The organism is Litoribrevibacter albus, assembly GCF_030159995.1.
GTDB classification, from domain to species: domain Bacteria; phylum Pseudomonadota; class Gammaproteobacteria; order Pseudomonadales; family Litoribrevibacteraceae; genus Litoribrevibacter; species Litoribrevibacter albus.
Genome location: NZ_BSNM01000011.1, coordinates 30510 through 54729 on the forward strand (window position 1 = coordinate 30510; position 24220 = coordinate 54729).

The 24220-nt window shown below is 42.3% G+C and carries 24 protein-coding genes, 2 tRNA genes and 1 pseudogene; 12 read left to right on the forward strand and 15 right to left on the reverse strand.

The window, feature by feature from the left end; genetic code table 11:
* Positions 1-53: 53 nt before the first annotated feature.
* On the reverse strand, positions 54-809 hold the full coding sequence (locus QQL66_RS07205) for a DUF2189 domain-containing protein (protein WP_284380381.1): 756 nt from the start codon (positions 807-809) through the stop codon (positions 54-56).
* Positions 810-905: 96 nt separating this feature from the next.
* Here QQL66_RS07205 and QQL66_RS07210 point away from each other — a divergent pair, with 96 nt between their 5' ends.
* From QQL66_RS07210 to QQL66_RS07225, 5 genes and pseudogenes are all read left to right on the forward strand, one after another.
* Positions 906-1718 (forward strand): inositol monophosphatase family protein, encoded by an 813-nt coding sequence (locus QQL66_RS07210; RefSeq protein ID WP_284380382.1) that lies wholly within the window; start codon positions 906-908, stop codon positions 1716-1718.
* A 516-nt stretch (positions 1719-2234) separates the two neighbouring features.
* Positions 2235-2603: pseudogene (locus QQL66_RS21230) on the forward strand (methyl-accepting chemotaxis protein); the annotation flags it as partial.
* Positions 2598-2978 carry a CZB domain-containing protein gene (locus tag QQL66_RS21235; protein WP_431356906.1) on the forward strand — a complete coding sequence of 127 codons (381 nt, stop codon included), beginning with the start codon at positions 2598-2600 and terminating at the stop codon, positions 2976-2978. The pseudogene QQL66_RS21230 and the gene QQL66_RS21235, both read left to right, overlap by 6 nt.
* Positions 2979-3209: 231 nt before the next feature.
* Positions 3210-3557: a hypothetical protein gene (locus QQL66_RS07220; RefSeq protein WP_284380385.1), complete on the forward strand. Its 348-nt coding sequence runs from the start codon at positions 3210-3212 to the stop codon at positions 3555-3557.
* A gap of 46 nt (positions 3558-3603) precedes the next feature.
* The gene (locus QQL66_RS07225) at positions 3604-4320 is read left to right on the forward strand and encodes a 1-acylglycerol-3-phosphate O-acyltransferase (protein ID WP_284380387.1); all 717 of its coding nucleotides are present in this window, start codon (positions 3604-3606) and stop codon (positions 4318-4320) included.
* A gap of 7 nt (positions 4321-4327) precedes the next feature.
* On the opposite strand, the gene QQL66_RS07230 is transcribed toward QQL66_RS07225, so the two are convergent.
* From QQL66_RS07230 to uvrB, 11 genes are all read right to left on the reverse strand, one after another.
* Positions 4328-4404, reverse strand: a tRNA-Pro gene (locus QQL66_RS07230).
* Between the two features lie 121 nt (positions 4405-4525).
* Positions 4526-4879: a MerR family transcriptional regulator gene (locus QQL66_RS07235; RefSeq protein WP_284380389.1), complete on the reverse strand. Its 354-nt coding sequence runs from the start codon at positions 4877-4879 to the stop codon at positions 4526-4528.
* Entirely contained in the window at positions 4860-5162 is a 303-nt protein-coding gene (gene ihfA / locus QQL66_RS07240) for an integration host factor subunit alpha (protein WP_284380390.1), read from the reverse strand. The genes QQL66_RS07235 and ihfA overlap by 20 nt, the downstream gene beginning before the upstream one ends.
* Positions 5163-5165: 3 nt before the next feature.
* On the reverse strand, positions 5166-7550 hold the full coding sequence (pheT, locus tag QQL66_RS07245; RefSeq protein ID WP_284380391.1) for a phenylalanine--tRNA ligase subunit beta: 2385 nt from the start codon (positions 7548-7550) through the stop codon (positions 5166-5168).
* An 89-nt stretch (positions 7551-7639) separates the two neighbouring features.
* Complete coding sequence (gene pheS, locus QQL66_RS07250) at positions 7640-8638, reverse strand: phenylalanine--tRNA ligase subunit alpha (protein WP_284380392.1); 999 nt, start codon at positions 8636-8638, stop codon at positions 7640-7642.
* Positions 8639-8879: 241 nt separating this feature from the next.
* Positions 8880-9236, reverse strand: coding sequence for a 50S ribosomal protein L20 (gene rplT / locus QQL66_RS07255; RefSeq protein WP_284380393.1), 357 nt, complete (start codon positions 9234-9236; stop codon positions 8880-8882).
* A gap of 55 nt (positions 9237-9291) precedes the next feature.
* Complete coding sequence (gene rpmI, locus QQL66_RS07260) at positions 9292-9486, reverse strand: 50S ribosomal protein L35 (protein ID WP_284380394.1); 195 nt, start codon at positions 9484-9486, stop codon at positions 9292-9294.
* A gap of 154 nt (positions 9487-9640) precedes the next feature.
* Positions 9641-10186, reverse strand: coding sequence for a translation initiation factor IF-3 (gene infC, locus QQL66_RS07265; protein ID WP_284380396.1), 546 nt, complete (start codon positions 10184-10186; stop codon positions 9641-9643).
* 8 nt (positions 10187-10194) lie between these two features.
* Positions 10195-12114 (reverse strand): threonine--tRNA ligase, encoded by a 1920-nt coding sequence (thrS, locus tag QQL66_RS07270; RefSeq protein ID WP_284380397.1) that lies wholly within the window; start codon positions 12112-12114, stop codon positions 10195-10197.
* A 166-nt stretch (positions 12115-12280) separates the two neighbouring features.
* Positions 12281-12357 (reverse strand) — tRNA-Val (locus QQL66_RS07275).
* Between the two features lie 113 nt (positions 12358-12470).
* Positions 12471-14513 (reverse strand): excinuclease ABC subunit UvrB, encoded by a 2043-nt coding sequence (gene uvrB, locus QQL66_RS07280; RefSeq protein WP_284380398.1) that lies wholly within the window; start codon positions 14511-14513, stop codon positions 12471-12473.
* A gap of 223 nt (positions 14514-14736) precedes the next feature.
* On the opposite strand from uvrB, the gene QQL66_RS07285 reads away from it, so the two are divergent.
* Together QQL66_RS07285 and QQL66_RS07290 are read left to right on the forward strand one after the other, a co-directional pair.
* The gene (locus QQL66_RS07285) at positions 14737-15924 is read left to right on the forward strand and encodes a pyridoxal phosphate-dependent aminotransferase (protein ID WP_284380399.1); all 1188 of its coding nucleotides are present in this window, start codon (positions 14737-14739) and stop codon (positions 15922-15924) included.
* A gap of 195 nt (positions 15925-16119) precedes the next feature.
* On the forward strand, positions 16120-16440 hold the full coding sequence (locus tag QQL66_RS07290; protein ID WP_284380401.1) for an H-NS histone family protein: 321 nt from the start codon (positions 16120-16122) through the stop codon (positions 16438-16440).
* Between the two features lie 36 nt (positions 16441-16476).
* Here QQL66_RS07290 and QQL66_RS07295 read toward each other — a convergent pair whose 3' ends face one another.
* Positions 16477-17145 (reverse strand): DUF2846 domain-containing protein, encoded by a 669-nt coding sequence (locus tag QQL66_RS07295; protein WP_284380402.1) that lies wholly within the window; start codon positions 17143-17145, stop codon positions 16477-16479.
* A gap of 210 nt (positions 17146-17355) precedes the next feature.
* On the opposite strand from QQL66_RS07295, the gene QQL66_RS07300 reads away from it, so the two are divergent.
* Positions 17356-18789 (forward strand): hypothetical protein, encoded by a 1434-nt coding sequence (locus QQL66_RS07300; protein ID WP_284380403.1) that lies wholly within the window; start codon positions 17356-17358, stop codon positions 18787-18789.
* Here the strand turns inward: QQL66_RS07300 and QQL66_RS07305 are convergent.
* Entirely contained in the window at positions 18769-19689 is a 921-nt protein-coding gene (locus tag QQL66_RS07305; RefSeq protein WP_284380406.1) for a hypothetical protein, read from the reverse strand. The two genes, QQL66_RS07300 and QQL66_RS07305, sit on opposite strands and share 21 nt — an antisense overlap.
* An 88-nt stretch (positions 19690-19777) precedes the next feature.
* Here QQL66_RS07305 and QQL66_RS07310 point away from each other — a divergent pair, with 88 nt between their 5' ends.
* Positions 19778-20347 (forward strand): hypothetical protein, encoded by a 570-nt coding sequence (locus QQL66_RS07310; protein ID WP_284380408.1) that lies wholly within the window; start codon positions 19778-19780, stop codon positions 20345-20347.
* Between the two features lie 42 nt (positions 20348-20389).
* On the opposite strand, the gene QQL66_RS07315 is transcribed toward QQL66_RS07310, so the two are convergent.
* Positions 20390-21253, reverse strand: a complete 864-nt coding sequence (locus QQL66_RS07315) for a hypothetical protein (protein WP_284380409.1) — start codon at positions 21251-21253, stop codon at positions 20390-20392.
* A 160-nt stretch (positions 21254-21413) separates the two neighbouring features.
* On the opposite strand from QQL66_RS07315, the gene QQL66_RS07320 reads away from it, so the two are divergent.
* From QQL66_RS07320 to QQL66_RS07330, 3 genes are all read left to right on the forward strand, one after another.
* Positions 21414-22469 carry a saccharopine dehydrogenase NADP-binding domain-containing protein gene (locus QQL66_RS07320; RefSeq protein ID WP_284380410.1) on the forward strand — a complete coding sequence of 352 codons (1056 nt, stop codon included), beginning with the start codon at positions 21414-21416 and terminating at the stop codon, positions 22467-22469.
* Positions 22470-22619: 150 nt separating this feature from the next.
* The gene (locus tag QQL66_RS07325; RefSeq protein WP_284380411.1) at positions 22620-23201 is read left to right on the forward strand and encodes a Fe-Mn family superoxide dismutase; all 582 of its coding nucleotides are present in this window, start codon (positions 22620-22622) and stop codon (positions 23199-23201) included.
* Positions 23202-23363: 162 nt separating this feature from the next.
* Positions 23364-24212 carry a 6-pyruvoyl trahydropterin synthase family protein gene (locus QQL66_RS07330; RefSeq protein ID WP_284380412.1) on the forward strand — a complete coding sequence of 283 codons (849 nt, stop codon included), beginning with the start codon at positions 23364-23366 and terminating at the stop codon, positions 24210-24212.
* Positions 24213-24220 lie beyond the last annotated feature (8 nt).

Consider the following 24220-nt stretch of genomic DNA (forward strand, 5'->3'; position numbering starts at 1 on the left):
AAAAAGCGCCGACCCCAAGGTCGGCGCTCCTAAGCCACTGATTGGTAACTTGGCTAAATTACAAAGGCTCGCTGATATAGATGCCAAGTAGCATGAGCCAAGAAGGGGAACAAGATAATAAAGCCTACCAAACCAGTGGCAAAGCCTACTACTGTACATATCCCTACAATACATGCCCATCCAAGCATCACTCCTTTGTTGTCAGCCACAGCTTTTAAACTCGCCACACTGGCACTCACAACATCCACAGGCTTATGAACCATCATTGGCAAGCCAAACACAGTAATTCCGAACACCACAGCACAGAAAATTGCTCCTACTACGGTTCCAACCATTAAGAAAGGAATCATCTCCATCACCGTCATGGTTTCGGGCATTAATGCATGCACCACACTGGCCATACGCATCCAGAAGATCATGATCAGCATTAAACCAAACCCAAGCGCCACAACATCAAAGAAAGCACCGGACTTCATCGCCTGAAGTGAATGAGACAACGTTGGTTCTTTTCCTTTTTTCAGTTGACGGCTCAAATCGTAAATACCCACAGCGAATAATGGCCCAGCCAACATCGCACCAATAAATAAGGCAAAGAACAGATAAGGTCTGTCTGAGGCAAAAGTTAATGCAACCATGCCATATCCGGCCAAGGTAAAGACCAGTCCGTAAAGAAGACTCACAGCTTTGGTTGCCCGGAAGTCAATCCATCCATGGTGGATAGCTTGTTGTATATCATGCATTGATAAGGGTCTTGCAGCGCTCGGCGTTTCAACCCTTGCCGCTTCTTGTTTTTTTATCACTTGTGGCATATCAGTTCCCCCAAACTTCTACTTGCTACATACTTAAAGCTAGCAGGCACCACCATAATCGCTCATTTTTTGTACACCACTCATCGGAAAAGTATTATGAATTATCAGAAAGCCAACTCAGAGAGATTCAAACTTGCATACAAATTGGCACAAACTGCCGGTGAGCTAATCATTGCAGGCAGGAAAAATAACAGCTTCGAACAGTCCTATAAAAATCATAACGAACTGGTTACAAGCATCGATCAACAAGTAGATGACTTTCTAATTTCAGAGTTGAAAAGCCACTTCACTGAAGATCAATTCTTAACTGAAGAAAGTTACATTCCAGGCCAGGATGAATTTGATTACACATCTCCCACTTGGGTTATAGATCCTATTGATGGCACCGTAAATTTTGCTCTCGGACATCCCCAAGTCGCCGTTTCGATTGCCTATGTTGAAAAGAACGAAGTGCAATTTGGAATCGTTCACTGCCCCTTTTTGAATGAAACATTTTATGCAATAAAAGACGAAGGAGCCTTTCTCAATCAAGTTCCAATAAAAGTCTCAGAATGTGATGATCTGTCAAATGCCTTAGTAGCCACGGGACTACCTTACGATAAATCAACCATCCAGAATCTCCTCCCAAACATAAACACCATCATCACGCACGCGCGGGATATACGCAGAAATGGCTCTGCTGCCATTGATCTATGCTGGGTAGCCTGCGGCCGTTTACAGGCGTATTTCGAAACAGTTCAACCCTGGGATATGGCAGCCGGTACACTTATCGCGAAAGAAGCAGGAGCATATACCGGACACTATGGCGACCAAATACAAGACAGTGATTTGATCCCCGACCTAATGAGCAAGCAGCTTCTGATTTCCGTTCCAACGATCCACCCCCAATTACAAGAACTGCTTAAATAACCCCCAAACAGAACCATTAGGTACTTACATTAGCCACAAATAACCTTAAAGAAACTCCAGCAAACGCCGACAACTAGACTAATATTTATCAACTCAAAAGACGTACGTTTAGAGACGGTTAAACCAGCGTAGCGCTAGCGCTCCGCACTTCAGTGCAAGGAAATACATATGTGGTTTGGTAATAAACAAGAAGTTGAAAAACTCAAGGGTAAGAATTCGCAATTGCAGCAAGAAATCAATGAGCTTTCAGTTTCCTGCCAGCAAAAAGAAGAAGAAATCCAATCACTAAAAAACGAGCTCGCTAGCTTAACCAAAAAAGGAAAAGAAAATGACGTCGTAAAATTAATTTCGACGTCTACCAAAGGCATTGACGAAATTCGTCAGTCCGTGGCCAGCACCAGCGATCAGATGATTTCGGAAAGAGAGCGCTTAAACGGGTCACAACAACTATTTGAAGAAAGCTCTACTCTATTAACAAGTACCAAAGATGCCGTTGAATCTATTCGGGATACCGCTATGGACAGCGTCACCAGTATTCAACAACTTCGAACAGTTGCAGAACAAATCAGTACCTTTGTTGGGGCAATTAACAACATTTCAGAACAAACCAACTTACTTGCATTGAACGCTGCAATTGAAGCAGCCCGTGCTGGTGAACAAGGGCGCGGATTCGCAGTAGTAGCAGATGAAGTTCGTGCGCTGGCTCAAAGAGCGGGTGAAGCGGCCTCAGAAATTTCAAATCTGGTAGAAAATATCGATAAGCAAACCCGTGACGTTGATGCCCGTAGCCAACAGATGGCTGAAAAATGTGAAGATGTTGTAATTAACAACACTCAGATCATCAGCTCCGTAAACCAGGTAATCGATATTGCAAAAACAATGCTGACAACCATTGATGGCTGCAGTGAACAATCCTTTGTCCAAGCAGCCTCTCTTGATCACATCATCTGGAAATCACAGGTATACGATCACTTATCTAATCAAATTCGCCTATCTGACAACGACATTGAAGGACACAACCAATGCCGACTAGGGGAATGGTGCAACCACGGTCTTGGTAACCAAAAATTCAGTCACCTAAGATCTTTCCAACGTCTCGATGAACCTCATCGACAAATGCATGAATACGGTAAAGCAGCTATTGCAGCCTTTAACCAAGGAAATGAATCAGAAGCCATCAATCAGGCACACATGATGGAGAGTGCATCCAATCAAGTTCAACGCTGCCTGAATGACCTGCTCAACGAAATCGAAAACTAATCCAACACTCTATCAACTAAAAAAGCCAACGATGAACGTTGGCTTTTTTAGTCTTTCAATACCATTTCATGACAACTTACGTCATATCCCTTCAAAATTGAGAATAAATCCCCATCAATTTGAGCATTAGATCACATTCCAGTGTCAAAACTCCGTCATTTATCAAAATAAAAATAGACCAAAAAATAATCATTCATATAATTGACAGAAAAAGCACGCAAAGGATAAAAAATGCTCAAGCATCAAAAATGCCGTCCTTACATTCGACGTCTTCACGGAAATGAAGAAGCTCATGACCTACTCACTCAAATTGAGCTTGGCTTTTACATCCAGCTACTTCAAGAAAAAGAACTGAAAAAAGCCTATGTCCTTACTCAAAGAGGCTTTCCAAAACATGTGATCGCAGTCTCAAGCTGCAAGCAGGCCCTGATTGACAAAGCGCTTACGTCTGATCCTGATTCTCCAGAAAATTTAAAACTATGGAGCCAAGCGATTCAGAGGAAATTAAATACAATAGAAGCAGATAAACCCTCTGCCAGCTTAATTGATCTAAACGAAAGTTGTCGCAAAAGCTCTTGAGGCAAGTAGCTTACACATGTAAGCTCGCCATAAAAAAGAGTCGACCATGTTAGTTTTTAGAATTCCTCTAGTAATTACGTTCTTTCTGTTCACAGCAGCCCTAGGAATCTTGATCTGCCTACTAAGGCCATTCAATCCAGACAATACCCGCATCTTTGCAAACATTTATTCAAAATACGGGCTAAAGCTGCTAGGGATTAAATTAATAATCGAGAGCTTCTCATTCAAAAAAGAACACACCGCAGTTTACGTTGTTAACCATCAAGATAATCTTGATCTGTTTGTGTGTGGAGCCGTTGTCCCCTATCGAACAGTGACCGTTGGAAAGAAAAGCCTGAAGTACCTACCATTATTCGGCCAACTTTATTGGCTAGCTGGAAACATCTTCATTGATAGAAAAAACAGCGATAAATCAGCTAAAACACTGGATAACTCCACTCTTGCTCTTCAAAAAGAAAACACATCCATTTGGGTCTTTGCCGAGGGAACGCGAAACAGAGGAAATAATATCCTCCCGTTTAAAAGCGGCGCATTCAGAATGGCTATTGAAGCTCAGGTTCCTGTCATACCTATTTGCGTGAGCAGCTACAAAAAAAACCTTCAACTCAACCAGCTCAATTCAGGTTCCGTGAGAATAAATGAACTTCCAGCAATCCCAACACAAGGGTTAACTCTGTCAGATACAAATGAATTAAGAGAAAAATGCTGGTCAATAATGAAAGACGAGATTAAAAGACTGGACCAGGAAACTTACAAGACTTAAGTAACACTGGTCGGAGTAACTGGATTCGAACCAGCGACCCCCGCCACCCCATGACGGTGCTCTACCAAGCTGAGCTATACTCCGAATATTCTGCACTGACCCTATTAAGCAAAATAAGACATGCAAAAGAAAGGCGTTCGTAACAACGAACGCCTATCATAGAACTTTCTTTATAAATTTCAAGCACTAAGACTAGAATTAGCCATTAAGCTTTTAGCACCTCAAGGACTTCTTCAAGTTCTGAGATGGTTTGGCGAATTAACTGCTTAAAGTTAGTTTCTTCACCCTTGGCATCATCACCCGCCAAACGTTGACGAGCACCACCAATAGTAAAACCTTGATCATACAAAAGACTGCGTATCTGACGAATCATCAACACATCTTGTCGCTGATAATAACGACGATTACGTCGCTTTACAGGCTGCAATTGGGTGAACTCTTGTTCCCAATAGCGCAAGACGTGCGGCTTAACGCCGCACAACTCACTTACTTCACCAATAGTGAAGTAGCGCTTCCCTGGAATCACAGGGAGTTCATTATTATGACTGGCTTCCAGCATAGGCTTCTACTTTTGTTTTTAGTTTTTGTCCCGGCCTAAATGTGACAACACGACGAGCAGAAATAGGAATTTCCTCCCCCGTCTTAGGATTCCGTCCTGGACGCTGACTTTTATCACGTAAATCAAAGTTACCAAAACCTGATAACTTAACCTGCTCATTCTCCGAAAGGCACTCACGCACTTCTTCAAAGAACATTTCCACAATTTCTTTGGCCTCACGTTTATTGAGGCCAAGCTCTTCAAAAAGGCGCTCGGCCATATCAGCCTTTGTCAGAGCACTCATGCGCTAACTCCTTAGCTTGGCTTGATACTCTTGATCTAATGCGTTGACGATTGATTCAACACACTGATTAATTTCCTCGTCATTTAGCGTGCGCTCTGGGTGCTGCCAAGTCAAGCCCAACGCAATACTCTTATGACCTTCCTCAATACCTTTGCCTTGATAGACATCGAAAATGGACAATGAATTCATGAATTCGCCTGAATTCTGTTCAATGCACTTCTTAATCTTAGACACATTTACAGATTCATCAACTATCACAGCCAAATCTCTGCGAACTTCCGGGAATTTAGAAATATCTTTAAATTCAGGGATATTACCCTCTAAAATTAATCCCAGTTCTAATTCAAAAGCAATTACCGTTCCAGGTAATTCCGCCAATTTACCGACATTAGGGTGAATTGTACCGACATAACCTACCAGCTGTTCTCCCTTCATCAACTTAGCCGTCTGACCAGGATGAAAGGCAGCATTATCAGAAGCCGGTTCAAAAGCTATAGAATCCAAAGCCCCAGTAATTCCCAGAATTGCTTCGATATCACCCTTCACATCAAAGAAATCAACACTTTCTTTACCACTATTCCAGCGCTCAGGAAGTCGCGCACCATATACAACACCAGCAATATGATCTACCTGACGAAGTTGATCTTCCTGAGGGATAAATACCTGTCCTGTTTCAAACAAGCGAATACGGCTTTGTTGACGTTTTGCATTGTATTGCAGCGCCTTAGCCAAACCTGGTAGCAAACTTGTGCGCATAACCGCCATATCTGCCGAAATAGGATTTGCTAATGCTTTCGGTTCAATCTCAGGATCAAACAGCTTCTGAAGTTTTGGCTCAATAAAGCTATAGGTAATTGCCTCTTGATAACCAGAACTTACTAACTGAGCACGAACACTGGACAACGGAGAAATAACTTCCGGCTCAGACAGCAACTGCATATCAGCAACAGGCAAAGTTCGAGGAAGATTGTTATAGCCATATATACGACCCACCTCCTCAATCAAGTCTTCTTCGATACTAATATCGAATCGATAACTTGGCACTTCAAATACCCAACCAGCATCGATTTTCTCAGAAACAACCAAGCCCAAACGAGTAAGAATTTCTTCAATCTCTGAATCGGAAATTTTCAGTCCGAGTAATGACTCAACTTTTTGTGAAGCCAGAACAACTTTTCGCTCTGCCGGTACGGATTCAGTGTTTTCTTCAACAAACACCGGACCAGGCTCACCACCTGCAATTTCAACCAATAATTGAGTCGCACGCTCAATTGCCTTTTCCTGTAACTTAAAGTCTACACCGCGCTCGAATCGATGTGATGAATCCGTATGAAGACCATAGGAGCGCGCCTTACCAGCAATGGCAATCTGATCAAAATAAGCCGCTTCAAAAAGAATATCTTTCGTCTCAGATGTCACAGAAGAGGCTTCCCCACCCATAACACCGGCCATCGCCAATACCGATTTCTGATCAGCAATAACCAAAGTACCGTCGGTTAACTCTACTTCTTGACCATCCAGCAAAGTAAGCTTCTCGCCCGCTTCTGACATACGAACCCGGATATCACCTTCCAACTTATTCAAATCAAACGCGTGCATCGGCTGACCAAGCTCAAGCAACACAAAGTTGGTGATATCAACAATAGGGTCAATGCTACGAATACCACTACGACGCAATTTTTCTTGTATCCAGATTGGCGTGGCAGCCTTTACATCGACATTCTTAACAACGCGTCCGGCATAACGAGGGCATGCAGAAGGCGCCTCCAAAGTAACACCACGCACATCCTGGCTAACCGCCTCAACTGCAAGAATTTCTGGCGTAGTAACTGCTGTACGCGTCAATGTACCTACTTCACGGGCCAAACCTGCAATACTCAGGCAATCACCACGATTTGGAGTCAGATCCACATCAATCGCGACATCATCCAGGCCCATATATTCACGGAAACAAGTTCCTACAGGCGCATCTTCTCGCAGTTCCATCAAACCATCAGAGCTATCAGAAAGACCCAACTCTTCTTCCGCGCAACACATACCGAAAGACTCTACACCACGCAGTTTAGCCTTCTTAATTTTGAAATTACCCGGCAGTACCGCACCCACTTTTGCCACTGGGATTTTCATCCCCTGTTTAACATTAGGTGCACCACAAACGATCTGGCTTGGAGCTTCGTCGCCAGTATCAACAACACATACGTTCAGCTTATCTGCATCAGGATGACGATCAAAAGACAGAATCTGTCCTACCACGACCCCACTAAACTCACCAGCAACCGCTTCATGACCATCGACTTCCAAACCAGCCATGGTTAACTGATGCATCAACTCTGCTGTATCAATGGAAGGATTAACCCATTCTCTTAACCAACTTTCACTGAATTTCATCTTTATTCCTAACCTTTAAATTCTTTGCCTTGCTTTAGCCCATTGTTATGGACTGTTCTTTGAGTTTGCTGCTTCTCTTAACCCTGAAGTTACTTAAATTGATTTAAGAACTTCATATCATTTTCAAAGAACATACGTAGATCGTTTACGCCATATCTCAACATCGTCAGACGCTCTACACCTAAACCAAAGGCAAAGCCTGAGTATTCTTTTGAATCAATACCCGATGCTTCAAATACTTTTGGATGAACCATTCCGCAGCCCATAACTTCCAACCATTTGATGCTGCCATCTGGGTTACGGCCCCACTCAATGTCCACTTCCGCAGAGGGTTCAGTAAACGGGAAGTAAGAGGGACGGAAACGAACGGCCAAATCTCTTTCAAAAAACACCTTCAGGAAGTCTTCAATCAAACTTTTCAGGTCTGCAAAACTCACTTGCTTATCAACATATAGCCCTTCAACCTGATGGAACATCGGTGTGTGCGTCATATCAGAGTCACAACGATATACTCGACCTGGACAGATAATCCGAATTGGCGGTTCAGAGCTTTCCATGGTACGTACCTGCACTGGCGAGGTATGGGTACGCAACAAAGTGTTAGCATCAAAATAGAAGGTATCATGCATTGCACGTGCTGGGTGATGACCAGGGATATTTAAGGCTTCGAAGTTATGATAATCATCTTCAATTTCTGGGCCCTGCTCGACATTAAATCCAACCTTGGCAAAGAATGACTCAATTCTCTCTAACGTACGAGTTACAGGATGGATACTACCAACGGACTGGCCACGCCCTGGAAGGGTTACATCGATCGTCTCACAAGCGAGCTTCTTATTAAGCTCCTCAGCTTGTAACGTATCTTTTCGCTCATTAATTGCTTGCTGAACTTCTTGTTTCGCTTCATTAATTTTGGCACCCGCTTGAGGGCGCTCTTCAGCACTCAAGGTACCCAAGCCCTTCAACAACTGGGTAAGCTCACCTTTTTTACCCAAGTACTGAACACGAATTTGATCTAAAGCCTGAGCATTATCAGACTCTTTAACTGCATTTAATGCCTGCTCTACGAGGGGCTTCAAATTCTCCATGAAAGGTTCCCGTATTTAAAAATTTTAATGAATAACGAAACAAAATTGAGTCGAAAAATAGGACGGATAATATTACCTGAGCACAAGCTAAAATGGTACAGAGATTCACTAAAAAGCCCTGATAATCCGAGGGGATGAGGGAAGAAACTGACCATCAGTTTCTTGAGGCAATAAAAAAGGGAGCCTAAGCTCCCTCTTTTATACAAACACTAGTCGCTAATATTTGGCTAAAAAACCAATATTATGCCAATGCAGTCTTTGCTTTCTCAACAAGCGCAGTAAATGCAACTTTGTCATTTACAGCCAAGTCAGCAAGAATCTTACGGTCGATTTCAACGTTTGACTTTTTAAGGCCAGAGATGAAACGGCTGTAAGACAGACCATTCAAACGAGCACCTGCATTGATACGAGCAATCCACAACGCACGGAATTGACGCTTACGCTGACGACGGTCACGGTAAGCATATTGACCTGCTTTGATTACTGCTTGTTTAGCAACACGGAATACACGGCTACGAGCACCGTAGTAACCTTTTGCTTGCTTAAGAATCTTCTTGTGACGACGACGCGCCTGAACACCACGTTTTACGCGAGGCATAACTTAACCCTCTACCAGAAATATTGATTAAGGTAATAACTCTGTTAAAGAGAAATTACGCGAAAGGAACCATACGTTGAACCAACTTCAAATCAGACTTTTCAACCTGATGCTTAGGACGAAGTTGACGCTTACGCTTAGTACTCTTCTTAGTCAAAATGTGACTGGTATGAGATTGACGGTGTTTGAAACCGTTCGCAGTCTTTTTAAAGCGCTTAGCTGCACCGCGCTTAGTTTTCATTTTAGGCATTTGGAATAACTCCGCATTTAGCCAACACAAAATCCAACTACCAAAGCTCCAACAGATAACCATTGGAGCATTTGAAATCAGCTTTGGAGGCTTAGTCAAAATATGAAATAAACACTATTCACTAAGTAATGAAGGACTCAGTAAATTAGACAGTCTATTTCTTCTTCTTAGGGGCTAAGACCATCGTCATTTGACGACCTTCCATCTTAGGGCGCTGTTCTACGGTGCCGAATTCTTCAAGATCTTTTTCAAGTCTTAACATCAACTGCATACCGATGTCCTGGTGCGCCATTTCGCGACCACGATATCTCAGAGATATCTTGGCTTTATCCCCCTTCTCAAGGAAACGTACCAGGTTGCGTAGTTTTACCTGATAATCCCCTTCTTCAGTGCCAGGACGGAACTTCATTTCTTTAAGCTGCGTCTGTTGCTGCTTTTTCTTCGCCGCTTTTTGTCGCTGCTTATCTTCGTACAATTTCTTTCCGTAATCCATGACCTTACATACGATCGGATCACCATCGGAAATCTGTACTAAATCTAGTTCGGCCTCAGATGCTGCACTTAACGCCTCATTAATTGAGACTACACCCACCTGCTCACCGTCTGCTCCAATTAGTCGAACTTCTTTCGCGCGGATATTTTCATTGATAGGAGCTTGTTGTTCTTTACCGCCACGTGCTCTTGGATTTCTAATTGCCATATCTCCAGTTATTGCTTACGTCCACGCTCTGCAATCTTTTCATTTAGCAGATTTTCAAAGGCTTCAACAGACATTACACCTAAGTCTTCGCCATTGAGAGCACGAACCGCCACCTCTCCATTTTCCATTTCCTTATCACCCACAACGATCTGATAAGGAACCTTCTGTAGAGTGTGCTCGCGGATTTTAAAGCCGATCTTCTCATTTCTCAAGTCCGCATTCACTCTAAACCCGTTTTCAGTCAATCTTTTCGCAATATTTTGCACATATTCAGACTGACGATCCGTAATATTCATCAAAACCGCCTGAACCGGCGCCAACCAAACAGGGAATTTCCCTTCATAATGTTCAATCAGAATTCCGATGAATCGTTCGAATGAACCAAGAATAGCACGGTGTAGCATAACCGGTGCTTTTCTTTCACCATTTTCATCAACGTATTCAGCACTCAAACGCCCAGGCATTGAGAAGTCCACCTGAACCGTCCCACACTGCCACACACGCCCCAAACAATCCTTCAAAGAGAACTCAATTTTTGGTCCATAGAAAGCCCCTTCACCAGGTAACTCTTCCCACGGCAGTTCTTTTGCATCCAAAGCTTCTGCCAATGCTTTTTCAGCCTTATCCCAGATTTCATCAGAGCCCACTCGTTTTTCAGGGCGAGTCGATAACTTATAAATTAACTCTTCGAAACCGAAGTCATCATAGACTTCATGTAAGAAGTCGATGAATTCTGACACTTCATTTTGAATCGCATCTTCAGTTACAAAGATATGCGCATCATCCTGAACAAAGCCTCGAACACGCATAATACCGTGCAACGCACCTGACGGCTCATTCCGGTGACAAGAACCAAACTCAGCAAGTCTCAATGGCAAATCACGGTAACTCTTCAAGCCCTGATTATAGACTTGAACATGACACGGACAGTTCATCGGTTTAATCGCATAGTCGCGATTTTCAGAACCGGTAGTGAACATATCTTCTTTAAATTTATCCCAGTGACCAGACTTCTCCCAAAGAGAGCGATCAACCACCTGCGGCGTCTTAACTTCTTGATAACCACGCTCGCGCTGTTTTTGGCGCATATACTGCTCAAGAACCTGATACAGCGACCAACCTTTTGGATGCCAGAAAACCATGCCTGGTGCCTCTTCCTGCATATGGAAAAGATCCAGCTTCTTAGCTAATTTACGGTGATCACGCTTTTCAGCTTCTTCGATACGCTGAATATAAGCTTTTAACTCTTTTTTATCTGACCAAGCCGTACCATAAATACGCGTCAACATTTTGTTGTTGTTATCACCACGCCAGTACGCACCCGCCAACTTCATCAACTTAAAGACTTTCAAGAAACGCGTATTTGGAACGTGCGGTCCACGACACATATCGACGTATTCTTCGTGATGATACAGACCCACTTCCTTAACGGAATCGTCCATCTCATCAATAATTTCAACCTTGTAGGACTCACCACGAGATTCAAATAAAGCTCTTGCTTCTGCAACCGGCGTCCACTTTTTAACAACATCGTAATTCTTGGCAATCAGATCCTTCATTCGCTTTTCAAGCTCAGCCAGATCTTCAGGCGTAAACGCCTCTTCGGTTTCGATGTCATAATAGAAACCATCTTCAATAACAGGACCAATTGCCATCTTCACATCAGGACGCAACTGTTTTATCGCATGCCCGATCAAATGAGCACAAGAGTGACGAATAATATCCACCCCATCCTGATCTTTTGCCGTGATAATTTGAAGCTCAGCGTCTTCTGCTATGGTTTCACACGCATCTTGAAGTTCACCATTTACACGACCAGCAATTGTAGCTTTAGCCAAACCAGGGCCAATATCTTCCGCTACTTGCATAATAGTGACAGCTTGATCAAAAGAACGCTGACTTCCGTCAGGAAGGGTAATAACAGGCACAATAAAATCCCCATCAGTGGTGGCCCATACCAAAGGCCACATGAAAAATTAAGCTCACAGCAAGCACATATTAACTCGCAACAAGCACATCCAAATACAAAGGGAAAACATGCTAAGATCGACACTCATAAGTGTCAACAGGAAAACAAAGAAAAATCAAAGAGATTGGTAGTCCCGACCAGATTCGAACTGGTGACCTCTACCATGTCAAGGTAGCGCTCTAACCAACTGAGCTACGGGACTAAAAGAATCTAATACATATTAGACAGAGGTTATTGAGGTGGGCATTATATTTACATCCTTCCGAAATGCAAGCACCCACCAGCTATCTTCTTAATTTTTATTACTTTAGCAGATTACTCCACCAGTATTTTCTGCTTTAAACGCACCAACTCATCACGAATATGGGCTGCTTTCTCAAATTCCAGGTTCTTAGCCGCTTGATACATTTCATCTTCCAGCCGAGTGATTTGTTTCTTAATTTCACCCGGCGTCAAGGCATCAGTAGACATTTTGTATTCTTGAGCAGGTTCCGCAACCTTACGAGATTTAGACTTCCCTCTCCCTCCCGGAACCACCCCTTCCATGATATCAGTAATTTTCTTATCCAAGCCTTTCGGAATAATCCCATACTCTTCATTGAAGGCCTGCTGCTTAGCCCGGCGACGCGACGTTTCATCAATAGCTCGTTTCATCGAACCTGTTTCACGATCCGCATATAAAATAGCTTTACCACTCACATTTCGGGCCGCACGACCAATGGTCTGAATCAAAGAACGATCCGAACGCAAAAAACCTTCTTTATCTGCATCAAGAATTGCCACAAGAGAAACTTCAGGCATATCCAATCCTTCCCGAAGTAAGTTAATCCCCACCAACACGTCAAACTCACCCAAACGCAGATCACGAATAATTTCTACACGCTCAACCGTATCAATATCCGAATGCAAATATCGAACGCGAACATCATGATCCAACAAATAATCAGTCAGATCCTCCGCCATACGTTTGGTTAATACAGTCGCCAACACCCTTTCATCTCGGTTAGCACGCTGACGAATCTCAGATAAAAGATCATCGACTTGTGATGACGCAGGACGCACTTCAATCTCAGGATCAAGCAATCCTGTAGGCCGAACTACCTGTTCAACAACTTGCGATGCATGTTCCGCCTCGTAGTGAGAAGGCGTAGCAGAAACAAACACCATTTGAGGAGCGATTCGCTCCCACTCATCAAACCGCATTGGTCGGTTATCCAGTGCAGACGGCAATCTAAAACCATACTCAACCAAAGTTTCCTTACGACTTCGATCGCCTTTATACATCGCCCCTAACTGGGGCACTGTTACATGAGACTCATCAATAAACAACACCGCATCCGAAGGAATATAATCAAACAAAGTAGGCGGCGCTTGCCCTGGATCTCTTTTGGACAAATAACGCGAGTAATTTTCAATACCCGTGCAATAGCCCAGCTCCTGCATCATCTCCAGATCATAGCGAGTACGCTGTTCTAATCGCTGAGCCTCTACAAGCTTATTATTTTCTCGAAGCTGCTCAAGCCTCTCCGCCAATTCAACTTTTATATGCTCGATTGCCTCTAAAATTGTTTCACGCGGAGTCACGTAGTGGGTCTTAGGATAAATAGTAACGCGAGGCACTTTATTAAGAATCTCTCCCGTTAAAGGATCAAACCAACTAAGTTGCTCCACTTCATCATCAAACAGCTCAATACGAACCGCTTCTTTATCTGATTCCGCTGGAAACACATCAATAACATCCCCCCGAACCCGATAAGTAGCACGCCTAAAATCTGCATCATTACGCGTATACTGCAGCTCGGCTAAGCGTCGTATTATTTTACGCTGATCAATTTGATCCCCACGAACCAAATGCAACATCATTCCTAAATACGATTTAGGATCACCAAGTCCATAAATCGAAGAAACTGTCGCTACGATAATACAGTCCTTCCTTTCCAGAAGTGATTTAGTCGCTGAAAGCCTCATTTGTTCGATATGTTCATTTACCGACGCATCTTTATCAATAAAGGTGTCCGAACTTGGGACATAAGCCTCAGGCTGATAATAGTCATAATAGGAAACAAAATACTCCACAGAGTTGTTTGGAAAAAATTCCTTAAACTCACCATATAATTGCGCTGCTAACGTCTTATTATGAGCCAATACAATTGCCGGACGCTGAAGACGTCCAATGACGTTCGCCATGGTAAACGTTTTTCCAGAACCCGTTACCCCTAACAACGTCTGATGCACTAACCCTGCATTAATCCCCTCAACCAATTTATTGATCGCTTCAGGCTGATCACCTGCTGGCTGATACTTAGAAACGACCTCAATAGGTTTCTGCTTTTCAGAAAGATCAATCACATTAGACATAACGACTCAACACATTCACAAAATACGGACGGATAATTGCTTATTTTTCGCAGGATCCAAGCCTATAACTATTCACGACACCCTTATTTTACGGTATCATCTGGCCGATTTATCTGCAGACAAAGCATGATAACTCAATACTAATTTTATGTATTGATTACTATGCTAAAAATAAGTTCTCGCAGACCTACTAAATACGGCCTTTTTGTAAGAGGATTTAAGATTGGACGTACAACTGTCTGACCGCGTGCAACAAATCAAACCTTCTCCAACACTCGCAGTAACAAACCGTGCTGCAGAATTGCGAGCAGCCGGTAAAGACATTATCGGATTAGGTGCAGGTGAACCTGATTTTGATACGCCGGATCATATTAAACAGGCTGCCATTGAAGCACTAAACAATGGTTTCACGAAATATACTGCAGTTGACGGAACCCCTTCTCTTAAAAAGGCGATTATCAACAAATTCAAGCAAGATAATGGCTTGGATTATGAAGCCAATCAAATTCTGGTTTCCTGCGGCGGAAAGCAAAGCTTTTTCAATTTAGCACTTGCGCTGCTAAACAAAGGCGACGAAGTTATTATTCCTGCACCGTACTGGGTATCTTATCCTGACATGGTACGCATGGCAGAAGGCGAACCCGTTATTATTGAAACAACCATTGAGTCTCGTTTCAAAGTAACTGCTGAGCAACTAGAAAGCGCCATTACAGACAAAACTCGCCTCTTTGTAATCAACAGCCCTTCAAACCCTACGGGCGTTGCATATACAAAAGCTGAATTAAAAGCACTGGCTGACGTCCTACTGAAGCACCCTAGCATTTTGATCGCCACTGACGACATGTATGAGCACATCACTTGGAATGAGGAAGGTTTCAACAACATTCTGAATGTTTGCCCTGAGCTGTATGACCGCACTATCGTCCTAAATGGTGTTTCAAAAGCCTATTCCATGACCGGTTGGAGAATCGGCTATGCAGGCGGTCCAGCTAAACTAATCGGCGCAATGAAGAAAATCCAGTCTCAAAGTACGTCAAACCCAACTTCGATTGCTCAATATGCAGCCGAAGCAGCATTAGCCGGAGATCAAAACTGCGTAGCGCAAATGGTGACAGAATTTAAAAAGCGCCATGACTATGTAGTTTCAGCGCTTAATGAGATTCCAGGCGTTGAGTGTATAGAAGGAGACGGAACTTTCTATGTATTCCCAAGTGCTCAGAAAGTTATCGATAGCTCTGACAAACTGTCCAACGATTTAGACCTGGCTGAATACCTTCTTGAGTCAGGTGTTGCAGTAGTTCCCGGCTCTGCTTTTGGAAGCCCAGGCAACATGCGCTTATCCTTCGCGACAAGTATGGCAATATTAGAAGACGCTATTGCTAGAATTAAAAAAGCGATCGAAGCACTTTAATTACCAATCCACTTAAATAAAAAACGGGCTATCAAGCCCGTTTTTTATTTTATTATTCCCCTTATCAAACAGCGCTCTACCCACCGCTTCTTTATAAAATAAATTTAATGCATTTGTTTAGTTGAAAATATTCAAAACTCAGCCATATTATCTATAATACTGCCATCCATTAAAAACAACCGGGAAACTTAATAAATGTCTATCAACTTTAGTGAATACAGCCTTGAAGATTTAAAGCAAATTCAAAAAGATTTAGAAAAGACAATTAAATCCAAAGCTCAAGACGCAAAGAAAACGGCTCTTCAGCAAATCCACAACATCGCTAATGAACACGGATTAGATCTAGATGAAGTTCTTGATGGATTAAAGAACCCTTCTAAAAAGAAGGCAAAAGTGGCCCCTAAATATCAAAACCCTAAAAACAACAGCGAAACCTGGACAGGAAGAGGCAGAAAGCCTAAATGGGTTGAGCAAGCACTATCAGAAGGCAAATCATTATCAAGCCTTGAAATCTAACACCTAATAAAAAAGCTCCTTTAAGGAGCTTTTTTATTAGAAGGGCCAATACCACCGAGAACCATCATCTTTCTGAGCTTGTAACTCCTCATACTTCTCTGGTTCGTGATACTCCATTTTATAGGTTAAAAACCTACCACTGTGATCATCAAACTTAGTAGTCAACAAATCACGATAAGCCAACTCTTCTGGAATTAAGAATAAAGCGCCATCACCCACAGGTTCCTCTTCAGATACAGCCTTATCCATTGGAGGTGGCGTTAACTCGGAATAGCGCAAGAAATAAGTATTTCCAGCCTGAAGATTAACAGTAAAGTCAGAAATAATACGCAAGCTAAAGTGACTTGTTCCTTCCAACCCTAATAAAGGCCTACGGATAACGATATGACGCTTACCTGGCTCCACTTCAAACCAGTAGTGCGCATTATTTTTAATACCAAATTCTCTAATATCATCAATATATACACTCGGAGATTCAATTTCTTCCGATGCCCACTGTGAATTCGGACGATATATAACAATCAGAGCGTTTCGCTCCATATCCACATCTTCAGGTAAAGAGTACTCAGGCCCATTTACCGGATGCAACCACGAGCCGGGAATACTTTTCCCCAAAGACTGATAGATACGACACCCTTGAAGATTGGCTACAGACAAAATTACAAGAGAGAGAAATATAATACGTTTTGCTAGACTGATAGGCATAACATTATCCTAGTTATGGCTTTTATTGTTATTGTGATCAAAACTATATCAATGAATACCAACTAAAAGAATGGGGTTGAGCACATTTGTGGAGTTTGTTCACACTTTTAAGGGCAATTCTGCATCACTGATTGATATTTATACAGAATTTCATACCATGTACAACTAAGCTAACAATAATAATACAAACTCTATACATAGGGCTTAGCCATGCCTTCAAAACTGAACTCAATGTTAACAACTGCTCTCATTTGTTCGCTAGGAATAGCGGGACAAAGCTTCACCTATGCCAGTGAAACGTCCAAACTTACAAAAGAGAAACAAGCTGAGCTAAATAGATTGCTTGCGGAAGCAGCCAAACAAGCAGGCATTGAGTTGGATGATGAAGAACTAACGATCGTTATTGTTAAGAAACCAGGAAAAGAAACAGACTCATCAGACACCAATGATGAAGGAAACGTTATTGGTGATGTTACGACCGAAGGATCAAGCCAAACAACAGCAGCATCTGAGAAATCCGGTGAAGAAGATAAAGTAAGTGATGAGCAACTCGTGTCAAAAAATACTACTACCAGTACCACTGACACAAATAAAGAAGAGCAGTCATTAGCCAACCCTGATAGCAAACAGACTGAGCCATCGAAAGAAAATCAAAAAGCAGTAGCCGCAACCAAGATTGGCAATGACACCACTACTCAGACAACAAACACCACGGAAGTGCCGAGAACTGAGTCCATTAAGGAGCAATCAGCAGCCACGAAAGAGCCGGTTGAAGTTACCCAAAGCAACGTCCCAACGCTTTCTGAGACACCACAAGAAATTAAACCTGAAGCCCAGATCGAAAACCAAGTTTCTGAAGATAACCAAGCCTCAGAAAAAGCCGTAGCAACCTCAACAGTACCAACCACTACAGCTGCAGAAGAAAAGTCACACCCTGTAAATACTGTGAATCAGGAATTTTCTAGCGCACCAGCAATCGCAGATCAAAGCAAAGCTATCGAATCTCAAGCAGATAATACTACACCTGGTTTAATCACAACTGCACCAAGTGCGGAAAAAACGGCACAAGCCAATCTTCCAGTAGAAACACCTGTACAAGCAAATCCAGTAACTAATCACTATTACGGCAATTATATTTCCCCAGAAAGGCAAATGGACTCCTATTACAGTTCCGACATCATGGAAGCCATCAACAAGGTAAACACAACAACATCAGATTCACTCGATATACCAGCCGATCAAATTGCATCTATTAATCTCGCCAGAATGGAAAGCAATGAAATGTCCGATCTAGTGGTAGAAGGTGCATTAGATGCAACAGCAGCTGGTGGAGTTAGCACAACCACCCTGAAAACCGTGGTAGTCGTTCCAGATACCAGTGAAATTGATGATATGGACAAAGAGCTTGAAGATGAAGATATTGAAGAGCTTAAAGAAGCTCTCAATAAAAAAGATCTCAACAAAAGGGTAAAAGAAGCGCTTGAGCAACTGAGTCGAAATCAAAATAGAGGCTCATCATCCTCAAATAACATAGGAACGATGAATGCTTCAGGCGTTAATGTTACCGCTACATTATCATCAAGGATCACAACCAACTCGGTCTCAACTTTTAACCAAACCAATCTAAGAAATACTAACTTCTAGTTCCTTGCTTAAGGCTCGTTGATATCTTATGTCACGAGCCTTTTCACCTATCTTAAATATCATCATATCCTGCTGATAATCCTTCAAAGCCCCATTATCTTTAAAATATTGCATTAAAACTTGAATATTCTCACCAACCTCTTTGATAAAAGTTTCCAAAAATAAACCAGTCTCCCCACCATTCGCTATATAACAATTTAGCTCTTGCTCAGCTGAGCTTATTCCATTTAGTACAAGCGTTAACCGAGGAATGAATGAAGTGAGATCCAACTCATGCTTCATCAATATCTTTATAAGATATCCAAGCATTGACAGAGAGACATAAAAATCTTCAACAACACGAAACGGCTTTACAAACCAATCATATCCATCACCAGGTAAAACCTCGTCATGTGCTAACTCCAACCGACTAAATACACCCTTCGATTTTTTTAAATCCTTAAACACGGGCATGTTCAAATCAACCAATGAGAGTCCATCAATATTTCTCTTAACCTTACATAGTTTAGAAGCTTTACTTTCATAACCTTGCTCATTGGCGGCAACCAATAGCAAATCAATTTGATCCGGTGCTGTTATAAAATCCTTCTTGCCCACCAAGACAAAAGCTTCAGATTTCTTTTCAATTTCAGTAATCCAATCCGATGGTTTAAAGCTTCGATGCTCATTAACTACAATGGATGCAATTTCATTATTAAGAAAACGTCCAAACAACATTTGAATCGCCGATTGATAGCCACACCAGAATGCAGAAGAGGTAGAGTTACTTGACGTACCGGATAAAAAAACCTGTTCAGCAATAGGGCCAGGAAGACGCTTGATTATCACATCCCTAATCCAAACAGTTTGCTCAGAAACACCTCGATTAACACCAATAGTGTATTTAATTTCTCGCCACATAACCTCTATCCATTAATTAACATAGGTTTTGTAATAAATCTGAAACACCGTCTCTTTAGCCTATAGCCAAATATAAAAGGAGACTACAATGAAACTATTAAAAGTTGCCCTATTGTCTGCGTCAGTTGCACTGACTGCAGCATGTCAAACAACTCAAGAAAATACTTCTTCAGTTAATGCTGAAGCACATCAAGCCCAAAGTCTACGAAATGCAGAGCTTTATGAAGTTCATAAGGATAACCGCATTTATGTATTCTACGATCACACTCTTTACGAAGATTTTCTAAAACACGGCCACACAGCTTACATGTATAACCGCATTGGTGCTGGCCCTAAGGGTGAAACTCTTGTATTCGGTTTAACCAAACAAGACAAGAAAAAGCGTGAAGGTATTCCAAGCGTGGAACTTCTTGATGGCAGCCTTCCAGCCGCTGATGACTTCTATGCAGAAATGCACCTTCATGGTCGCATCTATGTTTTCAGTGCATTCCAAGACATGGCAGCGGTTCGCAAAACCGGTGAAGCTGCTTACCGTCATGCAAAAATCGGCTACGGTCCGAATGGTGAAACAGTGGTATTTGTACTTAACAAAGGAAACAAAAAGAAATACCCAGAAGCACTGGTTAATAAGTTCGACACTATGAACGGCAAAAGCTAATCATACAAAGACCTGCCATCCGGCAGGTCTTAATTTCCTTCGCTACTTTTGACTTCCTATTTTTTTCTGCAAGTCATTCACTTTACCTGAAAGCTTGACCAATTCTGCATTGACACGAGTTCGGTTTTTATCAATTGACTCGATCAGCTTGGACAATTTATTAACTTCCTTATCTAGTGAATCATCATTCAATTGAATTTGAAGATCCGTTACTGAGCGAAGCAACTCATCATTCAAGTCTTTAATTTGCTTTGTATTCGCTGTAATAGAAGCCTGATATTCTTCCAGCTTTGGAAGGTATGGATTTATTTTTTGAGACAGCGCATTAATTAAATCCGAACTTTGTTTAATGTCCTGCCTGATTGAAGCCAATGCATCACTTAATTTTAGTTTGGTAAGCTCATTAACCTTTTGATCCACCTTAGTTAGCGAAGCAGAAATCTTGTCAGTTTGAGACTTAACACTCTTGCTAGATGCTTTTAAGCTCGCAATCTCTTTTTCCTGATCCTGAATGCTCTTACGATTCCTGTCATAACTCACACCCCAAAGCTTTCTAATCTCTGAATCATGCTCTTTTAGAGTAGCCCGGAAAGCTGCTTCAGAGGAGGCCACCGAATCGTTCGAAATATCCAGCTTACCTTCCAATACCTGCACTCGCTGAGAGAGAAGATTAATCTGCTGGTTTGTTCGATCGAACTGGTCGTACACTCGATCAAACTGATCCGCAACCCAATACCCCATCCCCGCCAGTAACACAGCCAAAATCAAACTAACGATAATGGCGAACATTCCACCCGATCCAGAAGGAGATTCTTTAACTGTGGTTTCTACTTTTTTAGGCGAACGCTTAGTCGTTTGCCAATCATCACGCTCGGCTTTTAAATCTAATAAATCATCGTGTGCCATAAACTACCTATAAAAGTTCACACTATTCCATCAATTTTCTAATAACGAAGCATTATACCTAGGTTATTAAGCAGATGCTGCTCGAAATCCCATACAAAGCCTGTCATAGTTATTCGCTCAAGTCGAATAAACGAAGAAATTCACTTGGATGGGAGGTCTTGTGTCCAAAAGTGTTGGGATTATTGTATACGGTGCCTATGGCCAAATAGGCAAAGCCGTTACGTTAGAATTATTGAAACAAGGCATATATCCTCTACTTGCCGGAAGAAACCTCAAAAAGCTGAAACAAATCGCCAATAAAACCAACCTTCCTTACGTTTGTTTTGATGTTATTAACTTCAAGACCATTGAACGACACCTTGAGGATGCCGAGATTTTCATCAACTGTGCAGGCTCCTTAGTAAATAACCCGGAACCCATAGCACGAGCTGCAATAAATTCACATTGTCACTACCTGGACGTTGGTGGTCAGTATCATACGTTAACCACGTTATATTCATTGTCAGACATCGCCAAAGAGGGAGACTCTGTTATTTGTGCCGGTATCGGAGCCGAATGCATTCCAGGAGACTGTCTAGCAGGCAGTATTAAGCACAACCTCAAAGAGCTAACGAATATTGAAATTGCTTATGACATTAGCCACCGATTTTCCGCTGGCAGCATAAAAGCCACACTAAATCGCCTATCCAGAGGCAATATACAGTTAACCAATCATTCACCTGAAGCGACCAAATATTCCTTCAACGCCAAGCGTGTTCTTTTTGCCAGCCGACTCAAGCATGTTAGCCAAGTCCCCTCAGGTGATCTCGCAGCCATTCACCGCAGTACCCAATGTCCCAATATACGAAGCTACTTTGCAATCACTAAACAATTTACCCCTATCGTACGTTTACTGAACTGGTTTCCTGGTTTGTTAATTTCCAAGCCCCTGCATCAAATGATCGACAAGCTGTTCAGTCATAACAAAGGTCAACCAAGCGGTATTAGTCATTATTGGGCGAAAGGAATCTCACCGGACGAGCGCGAAATGGTTGCCAGAGTTTCTACACCTGACATCTATCAATTCACAGTCGACGCCACAATCTACATCGCAGGTTATTTACTAAAACATGACCGCAGCGGTGGAGTTTATACGCCAACAGAATTAATGACCTGGAAATTGGTGGAAAACATACCGGGTTGCAGCTCTATTCGATTTGGCGATATGTACGGATAGATATAAAGCAGATATGGAAATACCCACACTTTTTTCATGAATAGCGAACTCATTAAATCAGTGCTAATATCCCCACCACCAGAGTGTCAAACACAGGCGATCAGCCTAAATGACACCAAAGAAAATTGACTTGATATGGAGAGTTAACCAATGGCTTTCGAATTGCCTGCATTACCTTACGAAATAAATGCTTTGGAACCACACATTTCACAAGAAACTCTTGAGTTCCACCACGGCAAGCACCACAACACTTACGTGCAAAAGCTAAATGGCCTAATTGAAGGTACGGATCTTGAAAACAAAACTTTAGAAGAAATCATCAAAACTTCTGAAGGCGGTGTATTCAACAATGCTGCACAAATCTGGAACCACACTTTCTACTGGAATAGTCTTTCTCCAAACGGCGGCGGCGAGCCAACAGGTGCGCTAGCTGACGCAATCAACGCAGCTTTTGGTTCTTTTGCAGATTTCCAAGCTCAGTTCAACGACAAGGCAGTAAACAACTTTGGTTCTAGCTGGACTTGGTTGGTTAAGAAAGCTGACGGTTCTCTAGACATCGTTAACACGTCTAACGCTGGCACACCAATCACTGAAGAAGGTGTAACACCATTGATCACTGTAGATCTATGGGAACACGCATACTACATTGACTACCGTAATGTACGCCCTGAATACCTAAAAGGTTTCTGGGCTCTAGTAAATTGGGATTTCGCTGCTGCAAACTTTGCATAATTGCTCCCGGTTGAATAAAAGGCGCTTCGGCGCCTTTTTTATTGTGTTGCTGAAAGCGATCTAACCCAGTCTAAGCATGCAGTGTTCACTCATCGATTAGAAATACATTAGTCGATAAATCAGGTATCATAAGCGCCTCTTTATTCTAGGTGCAAAACTAACATGACCAGGCTGTTCGTCGACCAATTAACCGTCATTGATTTCTCTTACCTCGATCACAACCGAGGTCTGCTTGGCGAAAGCTGGCTCGTCAATTGTGAGCTTAGTGGTGAGCTTAACGACGAAGGCATGTTATTTGACTTTGGGCATGTTAAAAAAACCATCAAGCAATTTATCGATAACTTTGCTGACCACAAGCTGCTCATTGCTACACAAACCCCGAACTTAACCATCACTACTGAACAGCAAGATCGAACTAGTATCGAGTGGAAGAATGGCCCTCGATTCCTAAACACATCTGCACCTTCAGATGCGTTTTTGTTTATCGATGCTCAATGCATTACTGAAGAAATACTTGCTCGCCTGATGGAAACGGAGTTAATGAACATTCTTCCTGATAATGTGACCGGTGTATCACTGGACCTATATCCAGAAGCAATAAACGCTGCGTTCTATCACTACAGCCACGGTCTTAAAAAACATGATGGCAACTGTCAACGCATAGCACATGGTCATCGATCTCCAATAGAGATCTACATTGATGGAAAAAGAGATCAAATATTGGAGAAGCAGTGGGCCATCACATTCAACGACATCTACATTGGGACGCGAGAAGATATTGTTGATACACCTGATCAAACGCCTGATACGATCAGGTTTAAGTATCAAGCACCTCAAGGAGAGTTTGAACTTTCAATGAATCGGGATCAGGTTTACCTCATTGACACTGACTCAACTGTAGAATGGATTGCCAATCACATAGCTAAAACGATTCATCAGCAACACCCTAATTCCACTGTTAAAGTGAAAGCATTTGAAGGCTACCGTAAGGGAGCTATCGCAGAGTATTGACCTTGTAT

What these genes read in the sequence shown, in the direction of transcription:
- QQL66_RS07235 (WP_284380389.1), bottom strand. Translation starts at nt 4,879, where the DNA reads ATGCTGGAAGCCAGTCATAATAATGAACTCCCTGTGATTCCAGGGAAG.
- rpmI (WP_284380394.1), bottom strand. Translation starts at nt 9,486, where the DNA reads ATGCCTAAAATGAAAACTAAGCGCGGTGCAGCTAAGCGCTTTAAAAAG.
- pheS (WP_284380392.1), bottom strand. Translation starts at nt 8,638, where the DNA reads ATGGAGAATTTGAAGCCCCTCGTAGAGCAGGCATTAAATGCAGTTAAA.
- QQL66_RS07205 (WP_284380381.1), bottom strand. Translation starts at nt 809, where the DNA reads ATGCCACAAGTGATAAAAAAACAAGAAGCGGCAAGGGTTGAAACGCCG.
- QQL66_RS07290 (WP_284380401.1), top strand. Translation starts at nt 16,120, where the DNA reads ATGTCTATCAACTTTAGTGAATACAGCCTTGAAGATTTAAAGCAAATT.
- QQL66_RS07300 (WP_284380403.1), top strand. Translation starts at nt 17,356, where the DNA reads ATGCCTTCAAAACTGAACTCAATGTTAACAACTGCTCTCATTTGTTCG.
- QQL66_RS07210 (WP_284380382.1), top strand. Translation starts at nt 906, where the DNA reads ATGAATTATCAGAAAGCCAACTCAGAGAGATTCAAACTTGCATACAAA.
- ihfA (WP_284380390.1), bottom strand. Translation starts at nt 5,162, where the DNA reads ATGAGTGCTCTGACAAAGGCTGATATGGCCGAGCGCCTTTTTGAAGAG.
- QQL66_RS07225 (WP_284380387.1), top strand. Translation starts at nt 3,604, where the DNA reads ATGTTAGTTTTTAGAATTCCTCTAGTAATTACGTTCTTTCTGTTCACA.
- QQL66_RS07310 (WP_284380408.1), top strand. Translation starts at nt 19,778, where the DNA reads ATGAAACTATTAAAAGTTGCCCTATTGTCTGCGTCAGTTGCACTGACT.
- uvrB (WP_284380398.1), bottom strand. Translation starts at nt 14,513, where the DNA reads ATGTCTAATGTGATTGATCTTTCTGAAAAGCAGAAACCTATTGAGGTC.
- QQL66_RS07330 (WP_284380412.1), top strand. Translation starts at nt 23,364, where the DNA reads ATGACCAGGCTGTTCGTCGACCAATTAACCGTCATTGATTTCTCTTAC.
- rplT (WP_284380393.1), bottom strand. Translation starts at nt 9,236, where the DNA reads ATGCCTCGCGTAAAACGTGGTGTTCAGGCGCGTCGTCGTCACAAGAAG.
- QQL66_RS07325 (WP_284380411.1), top strand. Translation starts at nt 22,620, where the DNA reads ATGGCTTTCGAATTGCCTGCATTACCTTACGAAATAAATGCTTTGGAA.
- QQL66_RS07220 (WP_284380385.1), top strand. Translation starts at nt 3,210, where the DNA reads ATGCTCAAGCATCAAAAATGCCGTCCTTACATTCGACGTCTTCACGGA.
- QQL66_RS07315 (WP_284380409.1), bottom strand. Translation starts at nt 21,253, where the DNA reads ATGGCACACGATGATTTATTAGATTTAAAAGCCGAGCGTGATGATTGG.
- QQL66_RS21235 (WP_431356906.1), top strand. Translation starts at nt 2,598, where the DNA reads ATGCTGACAACCATTGATGGCTGCAGTGAACAATCCTTTGTCCAAGCA.
- pheT (WP_284380391.1), bottom strand. Translation starts at nt 7,550, where the DNA reads ATGAAATTCAGTGAAAGTTGGTTAAGAGAATGGGTTAATCCTTCCATT.
- QQL66_RS07295 (WP_284380402.1), bottom strand. Translation starts at nt 17,145, where the DNA reads ATGCCTATCAGTCTAGCAAAACGTATTATATTTCTCTCTCTTGTAATT.
- QQL66_RS07305 (WP_284380406.1), bottom strand. Translation starts at nt 19,689, where the DNA reads ATGTGGCGAGAAATTAAATACACTATTGGTGTTAATCGAGGTGTTTCT.
- infC (WP_284380396.1), bottom strand. Translation starts at nt 10,186, where the DNA reads ATGGCAATTAGAAATCCAAGAGCACGTGGCGGTAAAGAACAACAAGCT.